This window comes from Actinomadura formosensis (assembly GCF_050948385.1).
Lineage (GTDB): Bacteria > Actinomycetota > Actinomycetes > Streptosporangiales > Streptosporangiaceae > Spirillospora > Spirillospora formosensis.
Map to the genome: position 1 here is coordinate 2308776 of NZ_CP192011.1, position 17720 is coordinate 2326495.

At 69.9% G+C, this 17720-nt stretch carries 21 protein-coding genes; 10 read left to right on the forward strand and 11 right to left on the reverse strand.

All coding sequences use genetic code 11. The features are described 5' to 3' along the window. Window positions 1–223 precede the first annotated feature (223 nt). From ACQP1N_RS10925 to ACQP1N_RS10940, 4 genes are all read left to right on the forward strand, one after another. On the forward strand, window positions 224–1828 hold the full coding sequence (locus ACQP1N_RS10925; RefSeq protein WP_433230871.1) for an alpha/beta hydrolase: 1605 nt from the start codon (window positions 224–226) through the stop codon (window positions 1826–1828). A 208-nt stretch (window positions 1829–2036) separates the two neighbouring features. After that, window positions 2037–2879, forward strand: a complete 843-nt coding sequence (locus tag ACQP1N_RS10930) for a GNAT family N-acetyltransferase (RefSeq protein ID WP_067800551.1) — start codon at window positions 2037–2039, stop codon at window positions 2877–2879. Window positions 2880–2958: 79 nt separating this feature from the next. Beyond that, entirely contained in the window at window positions 2959–3882 is a 924-nt protein-coding gene (locus ACQP1N_RS10935) for a helix-turn-helix domain-containing protein (protein ID WP_433230874.1), read from the forward strand. A gap of 144 nt (window positions 3883–4026) precedes the next feature. Further along, window positions 4027–4935 (forward strand): hypothetical protein, encoded by a 909-nt coding sequence (locus tag ACQP1N_RS10940; RefSeq protein WP_067800515.1) that lies wholly within the window; start codon window positions 4027–4029, stop codon window positions 4933–4935. Between the two features lie 13 nt (window positions 4936–4948). On the opposite strand, the gene ACQP1N_RS10945 is transcribed toward ACQP1N_RS10940, so the two are convergent. After that, window positions 4949–5263, reverse strand: a complete 315-nt coding sequence (locus tag ACQP1N_RS10945) for a DUF3037 domain-containing protein (protein ID WP_242608728.1) — start codon at window positions 5261–5263, stop codon at window positions 4949–4951. A 152-nt stretch (window positions 5264–5415) separates the two neighbouring features. After that, on the reverse strand, window positions 5416–6243 hold the full coding sequence (locus tag ACQP1N_RS10950) for a HipA family kinase (RefSeq protein ID WP_067800516.1): 828 nt from the start codon (window positions 6241–6243) through the stop codon (window positions 5416–5418). 45 nt (window positions 6244–6288) lie between these two features. Between ACQP1N_RS10950 and ACQP1N_RS10955 the strand changes: the two genes are divergently transcribed. After that, the gene (locus ACQP1N_RS10955) at window positions 6289–6972 is read left to right on the forward strand and encodes a cyclase family protein (RefSeq protein ID WP_067800517.1); all 684 of its coding nucleotides are present in this window, start codon (window positions 6289–6291) and stop codon (window positions 6970–6972) included. Between the two features lie 52 nt (window positions 6973–7024). On the opposite strand, the gene ACQP1N_RS10960 is transcribed toward ACQP1N_RS10955, so the two are convergent. Beyond that, entirely contained in the window at window positions 7025–7531 is a 507-nt protein-coding gene (locus ACQP1N_RS10960; protein WP_433230878.1) for a DUF4870 domain-containing protein, read from the reverse strand. A 223-nt stretch (window positions 7532–7754) separates the two neighbouring features. On the opposite strand from ACQP1N_RS10960, the gene ACQP1N_RS10965 reads away from it, so the two are divergent. Then, window positions 7755–8384 (forward strand): PaaI family thioesterase, encoded by a 630-nt coding sequence (locus ACQP1N_RS10965; RefSeq protein ID WP_067800523.1) that lies wholly within the window; start codon window positions 7755–7757, stop codon window positions 8382–8384. Between the two features lie 63 nt (window positions 8385–8447). On the opposite strand, the gene ACQP1N_RS10970 is transcribed toward ACQP1N_RS10965, so the two are convergent. After that, the gene (locus ACQP1N_RS10970) at window positions 8448–8900 is read right to left on the reverse strand and encodes a hypothetical protein (protein ID WP_131732512.1); all 453 of its coding nucleotides are present in this window, start codon (window positions 8898–8900) and stop codon (window positions 8448–8450) included. 66 nt (window positions 8901–8966) lie between these two features. On the opposite strand from ACQP1N_RS10970, the gene ACQP1N_RS10975 reads away from it, so the two are divergent. After that, window positions 8967–9653: a response regulator transcription factor gene (locus ACQP1N_RS10975; protein WP_174548866.1), complete on the forward strand. Its 687-nt coding sequence runs from the start codon at window positions 8967–8969 to the stop codon at window positions 9651–9653. Next, complete coding sequence (locus ACQP1N_RS10980) at window positions 9650–10993, forward strand: sensor histidine kinase (RefSeq protein ID WP_067800531.1); 1344 nt, start codon at window positions 9650–9652, stop codon at window positions 10991–10993. Before ACQP1N_RS10975 ends, ACQP1N_RS10980 begins: the two co-directional genes overlap by 4 nt. Window positions 10994–11078: 85 nt before the next feature. Here the strand turns inward: ACQP1N_RS10980 and ACQP1N_RS10985 are convergent, their stop codons facing one another. From ACQP1N_RS10985 to ACQP1N_RS11015, 7 genes are all read right to left on the reverse strand, one after another. After that, window positions 11079–11576 (reverse strand): DinB family protein, encoded by a 498-nt coding sequence (locus tag ACQP1N_RS10985; RefSeq protein WP_433230883.1) that lies wholly within the window; start codon window positions 11574–11576, stop codon window positions 11079–11081. Between the two features lie 305 nt (window positions 11577–11881). Further along, window positions 11882–13018 (reverse strand): tyrosine-type recombinase/integrase, encoded by a 1137-nt coding sequence (locus tag ACQP1N_RS10990; RefSeq protein ID WP_433230886.1) that lies wholly within the window; start codon window positions 13016–13018, stop codon window positions 11882–11884. Between the two features lie 121 nt (window positions 13019–13139). Next, a complete protein-coding gene (locus tag ACQP1N_RS10995) occupies window positions 13140–13304 on the reverse strand; it encodes a helix-turn-helix domain-containing protein (RefSeq protein WP_433230888.1) in 165 nt (54 codons plus the stop codon). 185 nt (window positions 13305–13489) lie between these two features. After that, window positions 13490–15217 (reverse strand): FtsK/SpoIIIE domain-containing protein, encoded by a 1728-nt coding sequence (locus tag ACQP1N_RS11000; RefSeq protein ID WP_433230890.1) that lies wholly within the window; start codon window positions 15215–15217, stop codon window positions 13490–13492. Window positions 15218–15276: 59 nt separating this feature from the next. Beyond that, the gene (locus ACQP1N_RS11005; RefSeq protein ID WP_433230892.1) at window positions 15277–15621 is read right to left on the reverse strand and encodes a hypothetical protein; all 345 of its coding nucleotides are present in this window, start codon (window positions 15619–15621) and stop codon (window positions 15277–15279) included. 30 nt (window positions 15622–15651) lie between these two features. Continuing rightward, on the reverse strand, window positions 15652–15840 hold the full coding sequence (locus tag ACQP1N_RS11010) for a hypothetical protein (protein ID WP_433230895.1): 189 nt from the start codon (window positions 15838–15840) through the stop codon (window positions 15652–15654). A 164-nt stretch (window positions 15841–16004) separates the two neighbouring features. Continuing rightward, on the reverse strand, window positions 16005–16214 hold the full coding sequence (locus ACQP1N_RS11015; protein WP_433230897.1) for a hypothetical protein: 210 nt from the start codon (window positions 16212–16214) through the stop codon (window positions 16005–16007). Window positions 16215–16393: 179 nt separating this feature from the next. Here ACQP1N_RS11015 and ACQP1N_RS11020 point away from each other — a divergent pair, with 179 nt between their 5' ends. Both ACQP1N_RS11020 and ACQP1N_RS11025 read left to right on the forward strand, forming a co-directional pair. Then, window positions 16394–17143, forward strand: coding sequence for a helix-turn-helix domain-containing protein (locus ACQP1N_RS11020; protein ID WP_433230899.1), 750 nt, complete (start codon window positions 16394–16396; stop codon window positions 17141–17143). Next, complete coding sequence (locus ACQP1N_RS11025) at window positions 17140–17616, forward strand: NUDIX hydrolase (RefSeq protein WP_433230902.1); 477 nt, start codon at window positions 17140–17142, stop codon at window positions 17614–17616. Before ACQP1N_RS11020 ends, ACQP1N_RS11025 begins: the two co-directional genes overlap by 4 nt. Window positions 17617–17720: the final 104 nt, after the last annotated feature.

Sequence of the window (17720 nt, forward strand, 5' to 3'; positions counted from 1 at the left end):
GGGGAGCGATCCCCGGGGCCCTTCGGCGTCCCGGCCCGGGACGCGCCGCGACATCACGAAGTTCCACGGAAATTGTCACGATTTCGCATCCAGTCACCCAGTGCTCTGCCGTCATAAGCGACATAACCGTCACAATCTCCACGCAATCCGCATCCGTTTGTATCGGCGTGGCTCCCCTCTCCGGCCCAATGGGGCGTCGGAGCCGCCGATCTGAGGGGGTCTAGTGAAGAAGATCGTTCTCGTCACGACCGCGGCGGTCGTGGCGGCGGGGGGCGGCACCGTGGCCGCCGTCTCCGCGAGCGCGGACGCCGGCCGGGCCGGCGCCGCCACGGTCGCGGCCCAGAGCATCGACTGGGGCAAGTGCGAGGTCAGCGGTCCGAACGACCCGATGAACAAGGCGCAGTGCGCCGAGGTCGAGGTGCCGCTCGACTACAGCCGGCCCAACGGCCGCAAGATCTCCATCGCGGTGTCGCGCTTCAAGCACACCGACGAGAAGAACTACCAGGGCGTCCTGTTCGTGAACCCCGGCGGCCCGGGCGGCTCCGGCCTGCGCTACGCGCCGGCCCTCGCCCGCTGGATGGGCGGCGTCGGCCACGCGGACGTCGCGGCCAAGTACGACATCATCGGCTTCGACCCCCGCGGCGTCGGGTCCAGCAAGCCCGCGCTGACCTGCGACCCGAACGTCAACGACCCGATCCGGCCGGACTACGTCCCGCGCTCGGCGAAGCAGGAGCGGGCCTGGATCGCCAAGTCGAAGAAGTACGCGCAGGACTGCGCGAAGAACTTCGGCTGGATGCTGCCGCACATGCGCACCACCGACGCCGCCCGCGACGTCGACTCGATCCGCGCGGCCCTCGGCCAGCAGAAGATCAGCTGGTACGGCTTCTCCTACGGCACCTACTTCGGCGCCACCTACGCCACGCTCTTCCCTGGCCGCGTGCAGCGGATGGTGCTGGACGGCAACGTCAACCCCAAGACGGTCTGGTACGACGCCCAGCTGGAGCAGGACAAGGCGTTCGAGCACAACATCCGGGCCTGGTTCGCCTGGATGGCCAAGTACGACTCGATCTACCACCTCGGCACGTCCGAGAAGGCCGTCCGCGCCACCTACTACAAGGCGCTCGACGGGGCCAGGAAGTCCCCCATCGGCGGCAAGATCGGCCCGGCCGAGCTGACCGACATCGTGCTCAGCGCCGGGTACAACACCGGCTACTACATCCCGTTCGCGCAGGCGCTCTCGGCGTGGGTCAACGCCAAGGACCCGTCCGGCCTGCTCGACTGGCTCAACACCGGCGGCCAGGACAACGACTTCGCCGTCTACAACGCCGTCCAGGCGGCGGACGCCCGCTGGCCCCGCAACTGGAGCAAGTGGCACCACGACGCGGCCGAGCTCTACCGGCAGGGCTACAAGTTCGAGACGTGGGGCAATGTCTGGTTCAACGCCCCGGTCGCGTTCTGGCCCTTCCAGGGCGGCCCCGCGTTCAAGCTGAAGGGCGCCAAGGGCCTGCCGGGCATGCTGCTCGTCCAGTCCACGGAGGACGGGGCCACGCCGGTCGTGGGCGGGCTGGAGATGCACAAGGTCTTCCCGTCCTCGCGGCTGGTGTTCGAGGTCGGCGGCAAGACCCACGCCAACACGCTCAACGGCAACGCGTGCCTGGACGACAAGGTCGCGGCGTACCTCGACACCGGCGCGCTGCCGGCGAGCCACCGCGGCCCGGACGCCTACTGCAAGGCCGTCCCGGCGCTGAACGACCCGGACCCGACGGGCATGACGATGAAGGCCGCCCGTGCCACCACGGGCAAGGACCTTCCGGTCGGACGTCCGTAGGACTTCCCTAGCACGCCGTTCCGTGGCGTGTCCGTCCCCCGCCGGGACGGGCACGCCACGGTTCGTTTGTGCGGTCTCGCCCGGGACCGCCGTTATCGAACCCGCGGGGGTGTCCGGCAGCCGGACCGCATAGGCTTGGGCTCGTGGAGCTTTCAGTGGTGAGGGCCGACCGGGGGCCGTTCCCGTCCCGGGGCCGGTAGCCATGCGCATGCTGGGCTCGATGCCGGTGCGCGTGCTGGACGATCGGTACCGGGCCGAGGCCCTCGCGATCCTGGACGCCGACCCGGTGTCCAACGTGTTCGTCAGCTCGCGCGTGCACGCCGCGGGCCTCGACCCGCGGCGTCTCGGCGCCCAGATGTGGGGTTACCTGCGTGACGGGCGGCTCGTCTCGCTGTGCTATTCCGGTGCCAATCTCATCCCGGTCGCGGCCGGGCCGGAGGCGGTCCGCGCGTTCGCCGAGCGGGCCCAGGCGCAGGGGCGGCGCTGCTCGTCCATCGTCGGGCCCGCCGGCGCGGTGGGGGAGCTGTGGGAGATCCTCGCGCCGTACTGGGGGCCGCCGCGGGCCGTCCGCGCGTCCCAGCCGGTGATGGCCACCTCCGCCGTCTCCGGCGTGCCGGCCGATCCGCGTGTCCGGCGCGTCAGGATGGAGGAGTTCGACATCGTCTACCCGGCCTGCGTCGCGATGTTCACCGAAGAGGTCGGGGTGTCGCCGAACGCCGGTGACGGCGGCGTCCTCTACCGGGCCCGCGTCGCCGAGCTGATCCGCGACGGCCGCGCGTTCGCCCGGATCGAGGACGGCCGCGTCATGTTCAAGGCGGAGATCGGCGCCGTCACCCCGCGGGCCTGCCAGGTGCAGGGCGTGTGGGTGCCGCCCGACCTGCGCGGCCGGAGACTGTCGGAGACCGGGATGTCCGCGGTGGTGCGGGAGGCGCTGCGCAGCATCGCGCCGATCGTCTCGCTGTACGTCAACGACTACAACACGCGGGCACGCGCGGCCTACCGGCGGGTCGGATTCAGCGAGCAGGGTTCTTTCATGTCGATCCTCTTCTGACCTGCGTCCGGCTTGTCGCTGCGTGCCCGATCTGCCCCGATCACCTGATTTGATCTTGCCGGACGGGTACCATCCCGCCGTGGAGTTCGCCGGGGCACTGCGGCAGGCGATCCAGGCGAGCGGGCTGACCCTGGAACGGATACGCCACCGCCTCGGCCGGCGGGGGCTGACCGTCAGCGTGGCCACCCTCAGTTACTGGCAGCGGGGTCGCAGCCGGCCCCGCTCACGCACCGTCGTGGTCGTGCTGGAGGAGATCCTCCAGGTGCCGCCGGGCACGCTCACCGACCTGCTGGACGATCCCGCCCCCAGCACGGCGCCCGGCCGGGGCACGGCCGGACGCGGCGGGCTCACCGGGCCTCCCGGCGCCGGGGAGCGGGGCCGCACGGTGCGCGAGCTGTGGCCCGACCCCGAACGCTACGCCTGCCTGGTCGGGCAGCTCGACCGGTCCGGGGACCACCGGCTCGAACGGCTCAGCATCCACGACGTGTACCGGCTGGACGGGACGCGCGGCTGCTGGACGCTGTCGGTCCGCACCGTCCTGCGCGCCGCGGGCGACGACATCGACCGGGTGGTGTGCGTCCACCGGACGGGCGGCGACCAGGCGGGCAGGGCCGGCGGCGGGACGGGCGGGCTCGCGGCCGTGCGGTACTGCCGGCCCGGCCGCATCCGCGCCGAGGGCGGGCTGATGGCGTTCGAGCTCGTCTTCGACCGGGTGCTGTCCACGGGGGACACGGCGGTCGTCGAATACGAGGTGGGGCCGGTCGGGGAATCCCCGCCCGACAGCTACGACCGGCGCTTCTCCCATCCCGTCCACGACTACGTGGCGATCATCCAGTTCGACGGCGACCGGCTGCCCGCCCGCTGCTACGGTTTCACCGCGGAAAGCTCGCAGGCCCCGCGGCAGCGGCTCGGCGAACTGTGGGTCGGCACGTCCGGCAGCGCGAACCTCGCGGTCGGCGCGGTCCGGCGCGGCATCGTCGGCATCGAATGGGAGTGGCATTGACCGGCATCGGCGCTGGGGCGCCGTTGCGGGGCTCGCCTGTTGGCATCGGGGCCCGCGGGTTTTACAGTGAGCGCGGAAGTGGCAATTCCAATAGTCAAGGCCGTTTGGCGGGGGGCCGGCCGGAGTGGATCCGGGAGGCCGCAAGTGCAGAGTGTCGCAGAGGATGATCTTCTACAGGTCCTACAGTACGGTCCGTTCAACGTCGCCCTCCACGCCGCCATCCAGGCGCGTGGCCTCAGCCTCGACTCGCTGCGGCGCCGCCTTGAGGAACAGGGCATCGCCGTCAGCCTGTCCACGCTGAGCTACTGGCAGCGCGGGCGGACCAGGCCCGAACGCGCCGACTCGCTGCGCGCCGTCCGCGGCCTTGAGGTCATCCTCGAACTGCCGCGCCATTCGCTGCTGACGCTGCTCAAGCCCGCGACCGAGCGCACCGCCGGGCCGTGGCTGCCGGTGGAGGAGCTGTGCCCCGAGCCGGGCGTCCGCGACCTGCTGGACGAGATCGGTGACCGCGGGGAACGGCTGATCACCGGGCTCAGCCTGCACGACCAGTACCTCGTCGGCCGCCGCCGGGAACTGCGCGAGGTCCGGGTCCGCGCGGTGTTCCAGGCGCAGCAGCGCGGCGTCGACCGGTGGGTCGCCGTCTACCACCATCCGCAGGGCGTCCTGCCGTCGTCGCGGACGGTGCGCGGCTGCCGGTTCGGCCGGGTCCGGATGGACGAGTCGAGCGGGCTCATCGCCGCCGAGCTGCTGTTCGACCGGGCGCTCGGCCGCGGTGAGACGTACCTGCTGGAGTACGGCTTCGGGTTCGAGGAGACCGGCCCGCCCATCTGCGAGGAGGGGCGCGGCTTCCGCACCCCGCAGCACGAGTACCTCATCGAGGTGCGGTTCCACCCGTCCGCGCTGCCCGCCCGCTGCTACCGGACGTGGCGTCCCGACGGCCACACCGCGCTCAAGGACTCCGCCGACCTGCGCATGTCCAGCTACCACAGCGTCCACTTCATCGAGTTCGGCGTGGCCGCCGGCTGCCACGGCATCCGCTGGGAGTGGGATTAGCGGGGGAGCGGGACTAGAGGACGAGCAGGCGCAGCAGGCGGTCGAGTTCGGCGGCCGGGTCCCCGGTGAGGCCGGCGTGCACCGGGCCCGGCTGGACGATCGTGCTGCGCGGCGCGGTCAGCCACCGGAACCGCCTGCCCGGGCTCTGCGACGCGGCCTGCCCGGCGCGTTCGCCGCCGTGGCACACCGCGTCCACGCCCTTGAGCGCCGACCGGACGCCCGCCAGGTCCAGGGACGGGTCGAGGGCGGACAGGCGGCGCTCGTCCAGGTGCGTCCGGCAGCCGAGGTAGTCGAGCGCACGGCAGTACACCACCACGCCCACGTTCATCGACTCGCCGCGTTCGACGCGGGGGACGACCCGCAACGCCGCGTACTCGAACACCGTGGGCTCGGCCGCCGCCCTGATGTTGCTCGTCCCGCCGCCGCCCGTGCGGGTCCTGCGCGGCGGGGCGCCCCCCCGCGCCTCCCGGTCCGTCCCGCTCATGCCGGGCCTCCCAGCCGGCCGGGACGGTTCTGCCCGCGCCGCGCGGACGTGTCCGGCGCGTGCCCGCCGACCTCCAGGTCGGGCAGCCAGTCGCGCGGCTTGCCGGCGCGCGGCAGCAGGATCTCGACATAGGCGTCCCGGAGCTGCTGCGGGCCGGCGAAGCCGGGCTCGCCCTCCAGCCACAGGTCGGGCACGAGCGCGGTCACCTCGCGCAGCAGACCCTCGGTGATCTTCGGGGCGAGGTCGGCCTCGGCGGCCTCCAGCCGGGTCGCGTACGGGGTCAGCACGTGGTCGTCCACGTCGTAGGGGCCGGAGAACAGCCGGGCCGCGTTCGCCCAGGCGTGGTGGAAGATGAGGCTTGCGCCGTGGTCGATCAGCCACACGTCGCCGTGCCAGACGAGCATGTTCGGGTTGCGCCAGCTGCGGTCCACGTTGCCGATGAACGCGTCGAACCACAGCACCTGCGACGCGAAGCCGGGGTCGGGACTCCAGCCGAGCGGGTCGAAACCGAGCGACCCCGGCAGGAAGTCGACGCCGAGGTTCCAGCCGGGACTGGCCTTGAGGAGGTCCTGGACGTCGGGGTCGGGCTCGTGCCGTCCGATGGCCGGGTCCAGGTCGATGAGCACCTGCTCGGGCACCCGGAAGCCGAGCCTGCGGGCCAGCTCGCCCGCGATCACCTCGGCGATCAGCGCCTTGCGGCCCTGCCCCGCGCCGTGGAACTTCATGACGTAGGTGCCGAGATCGTCGGCCTCGACCACGCCCGGCAGGGAACCGCCCTCGCGCAGCGGCGTCACGTATCGGATGGCCGTCACATGTGGCAACACGTCGCAACGCTATCGGGTGGGGGTGTGCGCGGGATAATCGATGACATGGGCGTTGAACTGCTCGACCTGTCGGTGCCGATCAGCACGGGCATGCCGGTGTATCCGGGTGATCCCGAGGTGGAGGCCGTCGCGGCGCTCACCGTCGCGGACTCCGGCGTGAACGTCCTCGCGCTGCACATGGGGTCGCAGTCCGGCACCCACGTGGACGCCCCGTTCCACATCGACGACGCCCTGCCCCGCCTGGACGAGATTCCGCTGACCCGCTTCACCGGCCCGGCCGTGGTCATGGACGTCCGCGGGCTGCCGCCCCGCACGCCCATACCGCCGGAGGCGGTCCCGTCCGGCCTCGGGCCCGGCGACGTCCTGCTCATCGCGACGGGCTGGTCCGCCCACTGGGGGACGGACGACTACCTGGCCCATCCGTATCCGGCGCCCGAGACGGCGGAGGCGATCGTCGCCGCCGGTGTCCGGACGGTGGCCATCGACGCGCTCAGCGTGGACCGCACCCCGCCGCCGGGCTCCGCCGAGTTCTCCCTGGCCGCGCACCGCGTCCTGTGCGGGGCGGGCGCGGTGATCGGCGAGAACCTGACCGGGCTCGGGCTCCTGGTCGACGCGCAGGACGAGGGCTGTGCGATCGAGGTCTCGCTGTTCCCCATCGCGCTGGCCGCCGCCGACGGTGCCCCGGTCCGGGCCGTGGCCCGCGTGGACGACCGGGCCGTCCTGGTGTGAGGGACGGAAGGGACTGGCATACGGCGTGGAGCGGCCCGCGCGTACCGGCGGGCTACCGGATCATGCGGAAGCAGAAGAAGGTCGGGAACCGGTAGTACTGCCCCTTGCCCGCCTTCACCGCGCCGAGGATGATGAACGTCCACCCGGCGATCAGCAGCTCCAGGTACGGGACGAGCAGCAGGGCGAGGAAGCCCGGCTCCTTCAAGGCGATCGCCGGCGGCACGCAGACCGCCACCACCACGAGGACGTGGATCAGCATGGTGAGCTGCTGGTTCATCGACTGCGCCGCGTGGAACCGGGTGAGCGGCGAGGTGTTCTTCTTCACCAGGTAGATGATCAGCGCGGGGAAGAAGCCGATCAGCACGTTCCCGACGTAGGCGAAGATCGCCCAGGTCGTCTCCTCGGGGGGACCCTGCAGAGGCACGCCGTTGGGGACGCCCGGGGGCCCGTACCCCCACCGCGGGTCGTAGGGGCCGGGAACCGCCCCGGGCGGCTGACCGTAGGGCTGCGAATACGGCGGCGGCTGCTCGGGCGGTGGCGGCGGGGGCTGGTCCGTCACGTGCTGTCCTCGCGCTCTGTGGGCGGCTATGGGAGATACCGCAGGAATCTATCTGAACCGGGTTCGCCGACGCGGGTCCCCCGGAAGGCACGGCGCCGTTCCCGAACCGCATGGGCCGGGCCGCGGAACGGACCCCGCCGTCCGGAGCGGACGCCCGGCTAATTTAGAATTTCGTTCGGCTAATAGGGCGGTGTTCCGGGGACGCCGCCCGCGAGGAGGCTGAATGAGCGCGATCCCGATGGAACGGCCCGAGCTGGAGGAGGACGAGGCGGCGGCCCTGAGCGGCCTCGCCGCCCGCGTCCGCGAACTGGCCGAGGCCACCGTCCTCACCGGTGTCGACCCGGCCGAGGCCGCCGCGGTCGCGGCCGAGGTCGAGGCGCTGACCGCGCGGCTCGCGGCCGAGCGCCGGGACGCCCCGCCGTTCGTCCGGTCCTCCCCGCAGCGGATGGACCGGCAGATCGCCAACCCCGTCACCGGCGCCCTCAACCCCCTCGCGCCGCCCGTCGAGCTGACCGTCAGCACGGACGGCATCGTCCGCGGCGAGTTCACCCTCGGCGCCGTCTACGAGGGACCGCCGTCGTACGTGCACGGCGGCATGTCCGCGATGGTGCTCGACCAGGCCCTCGGCATGGCGGCCGCCGCCACCGGCACACCCGGCATGACCGCCGCCCTGGAGACGCGCTACCGGCGTCCGACCCCGCTCGGCGTCCCGCTCTCGGTGGAGGCGAAGGCCAGCCGGGTGGAGGGGCGCAAGGTCTACGCGTCCGGGACGATCTCCGGGCCGGACGGCCGCGTCACCGTGGAGGCCACCGCGATGTTCGTCATGCCGCAGTGGTTCGTCCCGCACTCCTGACGCCGGCCGGCCGCCCCGCCCGCGTCTCGGCCCGGCCGGCGGCGGGCCGCCGCCCGTGGCGTCTCAGTATTCGTAGACCTGCACCTTCGGCGCGTGCTGGAACCACGACGCGATGACCGACGAGGTGTGCTCCTCGTCGTCGATGAAGTCGACGCGAAGCCATCCCTCGGCCTGCGTCACGCGTGTCTCGTAGTCCGGATTCGGCGTCGCCGACACGAGCCGCACCCGGTTCTTCTCGAACGACATCGCGGCGCGTCCGCCGAGGGTCGCGTAACTGCGCACATTGCCGGGCGGTTTCGAGGCACCCCCGGGCCTGCCGGGTGCCGGCTTCGGTGACCTGGACGGCGCGGGCGCGTTGTCCTCGCCGTCCGGCGGGCTCGGCGATCCGGTCGGCGGTGCGGCCGGGCTGGAGTGGATGACGGAACCCGCGATCGGCGGCGCCGACCGTTCCGACACTGCACCCCGGACGACGTCGCGGATGCCGAACCACGAGAACGCCACTGCGAGCGCAGTCACTCCAACCCACGGAGTAACATACGACATTGTGCGACGCATGGGCACATGGTGGCATACGGTTCCGCCATGGCAAGCGTTCTGGTGGTCGAGGATGACGCGAATGTCCGGACCGCCTTGATCCGGGAACTGGGCGCGCGGGCACATGTCGTACGCAGCGTCGGCACCGCGATGGACGCGCTGCGAGAGGTCACCCAGGCACCGCCCGACGTCGTCGTCCTCGACCTCGGGCTGCCCGACCTCGACGGTGCGGAGGTGCTGAAGATGCTGCGCGGCATCTCCGACGTCCCGGTCATCATCGCGACGGCGCGCGACGACGAGCCGGAGATCGTCCGGTTATTGAACGCGGGCGCCGACGACTACCTCATCAAGCCGTTCTCCATCGAGCATCTCAGCGCCCGGCTCGCCGCGGTGCTGCGGCGGGCGACCCGGGCCGGGCCGACCGCGGAGCTGCGCGTCGGCGGCCTGCACATCGACCTCGACCGGCGGGAGGCGAGGCTGGACGGCAAGCCGCTGGCGCTGACCCGCCGCGAGTTCGACCTGCTCGCCTACCTCGCCGCCCGCTCCGGCCGGGTGGTGGCGCGGCGCGAACTGCTCGCCGAGGTGTGGCGGCAGGCGTACGGCGACGACCAGACCATCGACGTCCACCTGTCCTGGCTGCGCCGCAAGCTCGGCGAGACCGCGGCCGCCCCCCGCTACCTGCACACGGTGCGGGGTGTCGGGGTCCGGCTGGCCGAGCCCGACCCGCGCTCATGAGGAAGACGCTCGTCCTGGTGTCCCTGGCGGTCACCTCGATGGTCGCGCTGGCGTTCCTGATCCCGCTGGCGCTCACCGTCCGCGAGATCGCCCGGGACCGCGCCCTCACCACCGCCGAGCGGCAGGCCAGCGCGCTCGGCCCCGTCCTCGTCGTCACCGAGGACCCGGCCGCCCTCGAACGCGCCGTGGCGAGCACCCAGGCCGGCGCCGAGGGACGGATGAGCGTCCACCTGCCGGCCGGCGGCCTCGTCCCGAAGCACAACCGCGGCGGTTTCAGCGCACGATCCGAGCAGCTCACCGAGGCCCGGCGGCGCGGACGCTCCTACACCGCCCGCGTCGACGGCGGATACGCGCTGCTGCAGCCGGTGTCGCTGGACGCGGGCCGCACCGCCGTCATCGAGGTCTTCCTGCCGGACGAGGACCTGTCGCGCGGCGTCTGGAAGGCCTGGCTCGTCATGACGGCGGTCGCCGGCGCGCTCGTCGCGGGGTCCGTCGCCGTCGCGGACCGGCTCGGCAACCGCATGATCCGCTCCACCCGGCGGCTCGCCGAGGCGGCGGGCGCGTTCGGGGACGGCGATCTGTCGGTCCGCATCGAGCCGGACGGGCCGCCCGAACTGGTCGAGGCGGGGCTCGCGTTCAACGCGATGGCCGACCATGTCGTCCAGCTCCTGGCCGCCGAACGGGAGATGGCCGCGGACCTGTCGCACCGGCTCCGCACCCCGCTCGCCGCGCTGCGGCTGAACGCCGAGGCGCTCGGCGACGGGCCCGTCGCCGACCAGACCCGGCAGGCCGTCGACCGCCTCGAACACGAGGTCGACCAGATCATCCGGACCGTCCGGCGGCCCACCGGGCGGGGCAGCTGCGACGCGTCCAAGGTGCTGCGCGACCGGATCGAGTTCTGGTCCGTCCTCGCCGAGGACGAGGGCCGCTCCTGCGAGCTGATCGGCGCCGACGAGCCCGTGCCGCTGCCGCTCCCCGGCACCGAGCTGGCCGCCGCCGTCGACGCACTGCTCGGCAACATCTTCCGGCACACCGCCGAGGGCACCGGCTTCGCCGTCACCCTGCACCAGGGGCAGGGCATCACCGGCATCCTCGTCGCCGACGGCGGTCCCGGCATCACCGACCCGGACGCGGCGCTGAAGCGCGGCAGCAGCGGCGGCGGCTCCACCGGCCTCGGCCTGGACATCGCCCGCCGCGCCGCCGAGTCCACCGGCGGCTACCTGCGCATCCACCGCAGCATCCTCGGCGGCGCCCAGGTGCAGATGTGGTTCCGGACCCGGTGGCTGCCGCCCACCCGCCGCTCCCGCCGCCTCGTCGGCCGCCGCCACTCCCGCACCTGACACCCCGGCCCAACGACAAGGCCCAGGCCACCGGACCCGGCTTCGGACCTTCACCGGGGACGATGCCGCCCCGATGGACGCTTCTCTAGTCCCGGGCGTGGTCGCCGGTCGCACCGTCGATGAGTTCCCGGATGATGTCCATATGGCCGACGTGCCGGGCGGTCTCCTCGATCATGTGGATGAGCACCCACCTCAGCGTCACGGTCGCCCCATGCCACGCCGTCCCGCGTGACTCGACGTCCAACTCCTCGATCATCCGGTCGGCCGCCGCGCGTGCCCGTCCGTAGAACGCGACGATCTCCTCCGCGGTCTCACCGGGCTCGACCCTGAGATCGGCGTCTGGATCGTCATCGTCGAACGGCAGCGGCTCCGTCTCCCGCCCGAACGTCTCGCAGAACCACCCGTACTCGACGGCCGCCAGATGCTTGGTCAGCCCCAGAAGGCTCGTCCCGGACGGCGTCATCGGCCGCCGCACCTGCTCCTCGTCCAGCCCTTGGAGCTTCCACAGCACCGCGTCACGATGCCGGTCGAGGGCGATCTTCAGACTTTCCTTCTCACCACCGGTAAACGGCACCTGTTCCATTCCGCGACGGTACCGCCCGCCCTCCGCCACCGCGCGGGCGGGATGATGACCTTCCCGCGACCACCCGATCGCCGGCCACCCCTGAGAAGGCGGACCCCCAGCCAGCGAGACAAGACCGCCGCCCCTCCTGTTTTCGCAGACGAGTGACTTCCGACGTGCCCTCTCCAACGGCACCACCTGAAGCCTGAATAAGGGCGGCTCAGCACTTCCCTAAGTGAGGCCCAAGCCTGGATTCTGCGTTGATCCAGGTGGGGGAAGGGCGCCGTGTCGTCCGGAGTCTCGGGGAGCCAACTCGGGAGCCGCGCCTACGCGGACTTGGTCTTGAAGATGTCGTTCATGTGCTCGGCGCCGTCGCGGATCTCGGGCTTGAGCTGGTGGCGGTAGACGGTTTCGGTGATCTTCGTATTGGAGTGGCCTACGAGGACGCTGATCTTCTCTATGGGCACGTCGTGGTCACTCATGATGGACACGAACGTGTGCCGCAGTTCGCGGGGGCACCACTCGGCGGGATTCAGGTTGGCCGCCTTGAGAACCATGCGGAAGCGGTGGCGGACGTGTTGCGCGGTGTACGGGCGCCCGTCCTCGTGACAGAAGACGAGGTCGTTGTCCTGGTACGCCTTGCCCGCCTTGAGACGTTCCGCTGCCTGTCTCGTCTTGAGGGCGCGCAGGGCGTCAACGGCCATGTCGGCGATGCCGAGACCGCGTCGGCTGAGCGTCGTCTTGGTCTCACCCTTGTGCCGGTCGGCGCGGAGGACGTAGACGGTTGCTTTGTCGAGATCGACGTCACTCCATTTGAGGGTGCGGAGTTCCTCCGTACGGAGTCCGGAGACGATCGCCAGGACGACGTACGCGCCGAATCGGTGCTTCGGCTTGCTCGCCTCCTCAAGGAGCGCGCTCGCCTGCTTGAGGGTGAGTGAGCGTGACTTGCGGGCGGGCTTGCCGTCTGGCGTGTCCACCAGTTCGGCGACGTTCCGGCCGATGCGGTCATGGCGTGCCGCTCTGCGGATCGAGCGCTTGAGGATGCTGTGCACGATGCCGAGAGAGGACGAGGTGAGGTGTTCGGCTCTGCCGTTGAGCCACGTCTCGACGTCGTCCGCCGTGAGGTCCTTGAGACGCGTCCGTCCGATGAACGGGATGAGTTGATGATCGACGAGTGACCGGTAGACCTCGTTGGTAGCAGGTGACTTGCCGGACGTGGCGAACGCGGTGAGGAACTCTTCTACCGCGTCCCGGACGAAGTAGTTCCGATCCGTCTTGATGCCCTTGTCCAGCTCTTCTACGGCTTCCTTGAGCTTGTTCTTGACCTCTGTCTTGGTGCGTCCCTTCCTCTTGAGCCGCTTGCGCTTGCCGTCCGGGCCGAACCCGAGTGAGAGAGCGCCGGTGTACCCGTCGCCCTCCTCGTAGATCGACCCTTCGTACGTGCCGACCAGGATCTTTGCCAACGGATCCCTCCTCGTATCGATCGAGGTCACCACCGACCATAGCTCAAGACGTCCCAAGACGTCCCTTGGTTGGGAGGTCCGTTCGCGGACGAGGTGTCCGGACGGACCTCCCGCGCGGGTGTCAGCGCTTGGCCTCTTCGAGGGAGGGCTCTTCCAGGGAGGTGACGAACTCGGCGAGGTGCCGGTCAGTGATGCGGCGCAGCTTGCCGATTTTGATGCTGCGGAGTTGGCCGGTGCGGATCAGGAAGTAGACCTTGTCCCGTCCGACGTTGAGAATCTCGGCCACTTGCTCGACGGTGTACGCCTGCAGGGGACACCACCTCCTCTCACCCCGGCTTGATCCGGGGGCGTGCGTGATGTGGGTGGGGATCATCTCCTTGGTTACGGTGGGTGCTCGTCTCCGTCTCGTCTCACGGGCTTCTCAGCCGCCCATACGTGCAGGCGCGCGCGTGAGACGAGACGTTGAGACGACTACCGGACGTGATCGGACGCCTTGTAGCGGCCTCGTCCGACCTGGACGGCGCGGCCTGCCTTCACCAACTCGGAGAGGCGCCGGTAGAGGGTCGGCCGGCTCAGTTGCGTGATCATCAGAAGGTGCGCGATCGGAAGACCCTCGTCCGGCGCACCGTCCAGGGCTTCCCGTAGCGCGTTCTCGGTGCGGTCTTCACGGGACGGCGTCACGAGGACGGACGGCTCGGAGATGGGCGTCATGCGCGCTTCGTCCAGCGCGCGCCGGGAGACCTCGTCCAGCGCCGGACGGACGGACGCATGACGCTCTGCCGTCTCGGCCACGGTCACATCGGTGAGCAGGTACGCGCGGCCTCGCCGAGGTGTGTCGTGTTCGGGCGCGGAGAGCAAGAACTTGCCGGGCGCATCGAGGGTCTGGGCGTGCCATCCGGCGCTGAGCATCCCTTGCCCGAGAATGAGATCGACGTCCTTACGCTCACGGACGCGGAAGCTCACCCGGACGTCCATCTGAGACCGGACAGCGCCCTTACCCATGGCTTTCTGCGTGGGCCGCTGGGTGGCCGCGATGAGCGTTACGGCGACGGCGCGCCCCCGCCGCGCGATGGAGTCCGTGTCTCCGGCGGCATCGGGGGCGTCATCGGCGAGTTCGGCGTACTCGTCCACGACGATGACGAGCGCGGGAAGTTCTGGCGTCGGCTCCCACACGCGCCGACCGTTCGCCGCAAGCCAGTCGGCGCGCGCCTCAAGAACGGCGATGGCATCGCGCAGCATGGCGCGGGCTTGCTCCGGTGTGGTGGCGAGTCGATCGATACAGGACGCCCATGGCTGCAGCTCCATGCCGCGTTTGAGGTCGATGGCCCAGATGACCACGTCCCGGCATGCGCTGAGATTGCCCATCAGCACATTGATTCCACCGCTCTTCCCCGAACCGGCCACGCCACCGATAAGGCCGTGACGTCGCAGCAGCAGAACACGCGCGCCGGTGGCGTCTTCGAACGGGCCGAGGCTGATCGGCTCGGTAATGGAGGAGACGGACGGTCCAGGCCACGGGATCGCGTCGGCGTGCGGGTCGGAGTCCAGTACCCGCAATTCGAAACGGTTGGCCTTGTCATCCCGTGTCGGAAAGACACGGACCGCGCCCCGGAACGTCCCGAGAGCCGACTCGATCGCGGGAACCTTCGCCATGACGTCCTGGATCGTCTGGCCGCGTGCCAGGGCAAAGCGTGCGCGCCATCCCCACACGTCCACTACCGCGGATTGCGCGCGTGATCCAGCGAGACCGACCGATTGGGCGATTTCCGGCCACGCGGCTATCTGTCGATCGACACGCACTTTCGTGCGTCGTCTCCGATGCGTCCACCAGGGAACGGCGAGCAGGAAGCCGCCACCGGCGAGCAGCATGGGAAGCGGCCCGAACATGACGCCCAGCGCGGTAGCGGCAGACAACCACCCACCGCCACCCATGGCGACGGTAGCGGCATAGAACCGCTCGATTCGCAGCGAGAGCCCGACCCGTGCCCCGAACATGGCGAGCGCCCAAGCGGCCACCGTCGCGACGCTCAACAGCCACGGCCACCATTGCGGGTGTGTGAGGTGCAAGACCGCGCCCCCAAGGGCGAGCACGGCGAGCAGGTAGGCCGGTGCCAGCTCCGACCGATACCGCCACAGAGCCCGCGCAACGAGGATGCCGGCGACGTCCGGGAACGGCCCCTCACTGTCGATGATCACCATGGGCTGAAGCCCGCTGTGGCGCATCTTCCGCGCATGCCGCCGCATCTGACGCGTCCGGCTCACGAGCGCCCCCATACGTCCGGGGGCAGATACCCTTGCGCGCGTAGTTCGTCCCGCAGGTAGTACAGCGGATCCGGTTCGGCATCACGTTCGGCCTTGAGGGTGGCGCGCCCGGCGGCCACCAGGTTTGCCCGGTCACGCCGCACCTTCGAAAGCGCGGCGGCAAGTCGCCTGATCTCGGAGACGAGAACGGGAACATCGGCGAGCGCGGCGTAGAGACGAACCCACAAGTCCTCAACGGACGGCATCGCAGCGGACAGATTCGAGACGATCTCACGCGCGGCGAGATTACGAGAACGGACCTCCTGAACGTTGACCTTGACGTGCGACGGCGTATCAGGCACCAGGGCATCCCTCCCTTCGGTCGGGGGACTTCAGTGCTGAGAAAGGGACTGGACGAGAACGGCCACTAGTCGGCGGATCTCAGGTGCGGCACTGGTCGCGGCGAGGAAGAACCCGAACAGCAGACACACCGCGATGTGCCAGCCGCGAAGCCCCATGTACCGCCACGCGACCCACACCACCGCGCCGAGGATCACCACCAGGGGAACCGAGACGTTCACGGGGTCACCTCCTCACAGCCACAGGTCCGGGTACCGAGAGCCACGCCCCCGCCGCAGCCACCGGGCGCGGGCGCGGCACTTGCGGCACCGCCGGTTACCGGGCTCGACACGCGCGCCACACACGCACGCATGGCCAGTGATGACGCGAGGCATACGCCGCATCCTCACCGCCCCACCGGAACACGACGCGGAACCTCGTCGCACGTCCGAGTGCTGAGCAGACGCCGGGAGGCCGCCCCGGAGCGCGACGACTCGGCGCGCCCCCGCGCAACCCGCCGCTCCTCGGCGTGAATGCCGATGACGAGCATGGCGAAGATTCCGCAGGTGGAGCCCGCGAGGAAGACGGCGATGATCGATGCCAGGACGAGGATCATGTGCGATCCCTCCTCTCATAAGGCCCGGATCCGGCGGGGGCGGTTTCGGGCGGTCGGTGGCTTACGAGAAAGAGAGTGCGCCTGACCTGGGGGACGAGATCACTACATGACTGGACGTGTTCATGACGTCCTCATAGGGTTGACGGCGTCCTAGGACGTCCCGGAACCCGGACGGGTGCATGCCGAACGAACGCCTACGCGCCACACTGCTAGAGCAGGGCTTGACTATCGCCATGCTCGCCGAGTCGATCGACGTGGACCCCAAGACGGTAGAACGGTGGATCACCAAAGACCGAACTCCGTACCGGCGACACCGTTACGCAGTGGCTTCGCGCTTGGGCGTAGACGAGACGTTCCTCTGGCCGGACGCCCTCACCAACGAGCAGGTCACCGCAGCATCCAGCAGTGAACTAGTGACGATTTACCCGCACCGGACGTCCGTCCCAAGGGACGCATGGGGACGTCTCTTCGCCACAGCCAAGGAAGAGATCGGCGTCCTGGTCTACGCGGGCCTGTTCCTCTCCGAAGACGCCGGAATCCAACAAACGTTCGCAGACAAGGCCAGAGCCGGTGTCCGCGTCCGCATCCTCCTCGGCGACCCCGACAGCCCACAGGTATCCGAACGCGGAACAGATGAAGGCATAGAAGAGGCTATGGCCGCGAAGATCCGCAACGCCCTCGTCCTCTACAAGAACCTGCGCAAACAGGACGGTGTAGAGTTCCGCTTTCACCGCACGGTCCTCTACAACTCCATCTACCGTGCCGATGACCAGCTCCTCGTCAACACCCACGTCTACGGTGTCACGGCCCCACACGCTCCCGTTTGGCACCTACGCCGCATAGCTGGCGGAGACCTGGTGAACACCTACCTGGAGAGCTTCGAACGCGTCTGGGAAGGCGCCACACCCATACTGGGGGACTGGCCATGAGTCGCAGAATCGACTACTACGACGACCCCAACGCCCCCAAGGCCAACAGCCTCGTCCCATCCGTCAACGTCGTCGTAGAAAACGACAAGGGCGAGATCCTCATGATCCGCCGCACCGACAACGACAACTGGGCACTCCCAGGCGGAGCCATCGACCTAGGTGAGTCCGTCGCTCAAGCCGCGGTTCGCGAGACCAAAGAAGAAACCGGCATCGACGTCGATGTCACCGGCCTTGTCGGCATCTACAGCAACCCCAAGCACGTCATCCACTACACCAGCAACGACGAGGTCCGCCAGGAGTTCAGCATCGTCCTCACCGCTCACCCCCACAGCGGCCGTCCTACCCCCAGCAAGGAATCAAGCGAAGTCCATTGGATCCATCCGGCCAACATCTCGGACCTGCAGATGGATCCCTCCATGCGGCTTCGCATCAACCATGGCCTCACAGGTTCCGAGACCCCGATCATCAACTAGACAGTCTGGAACTGACTCTAAGCCTCAGAGTCCGGAAGCGCCTCTTCGACGGGTCTGTGGCTGACGACGGTGTTGGAATGACGTCACAAAGGATGACATTTAAG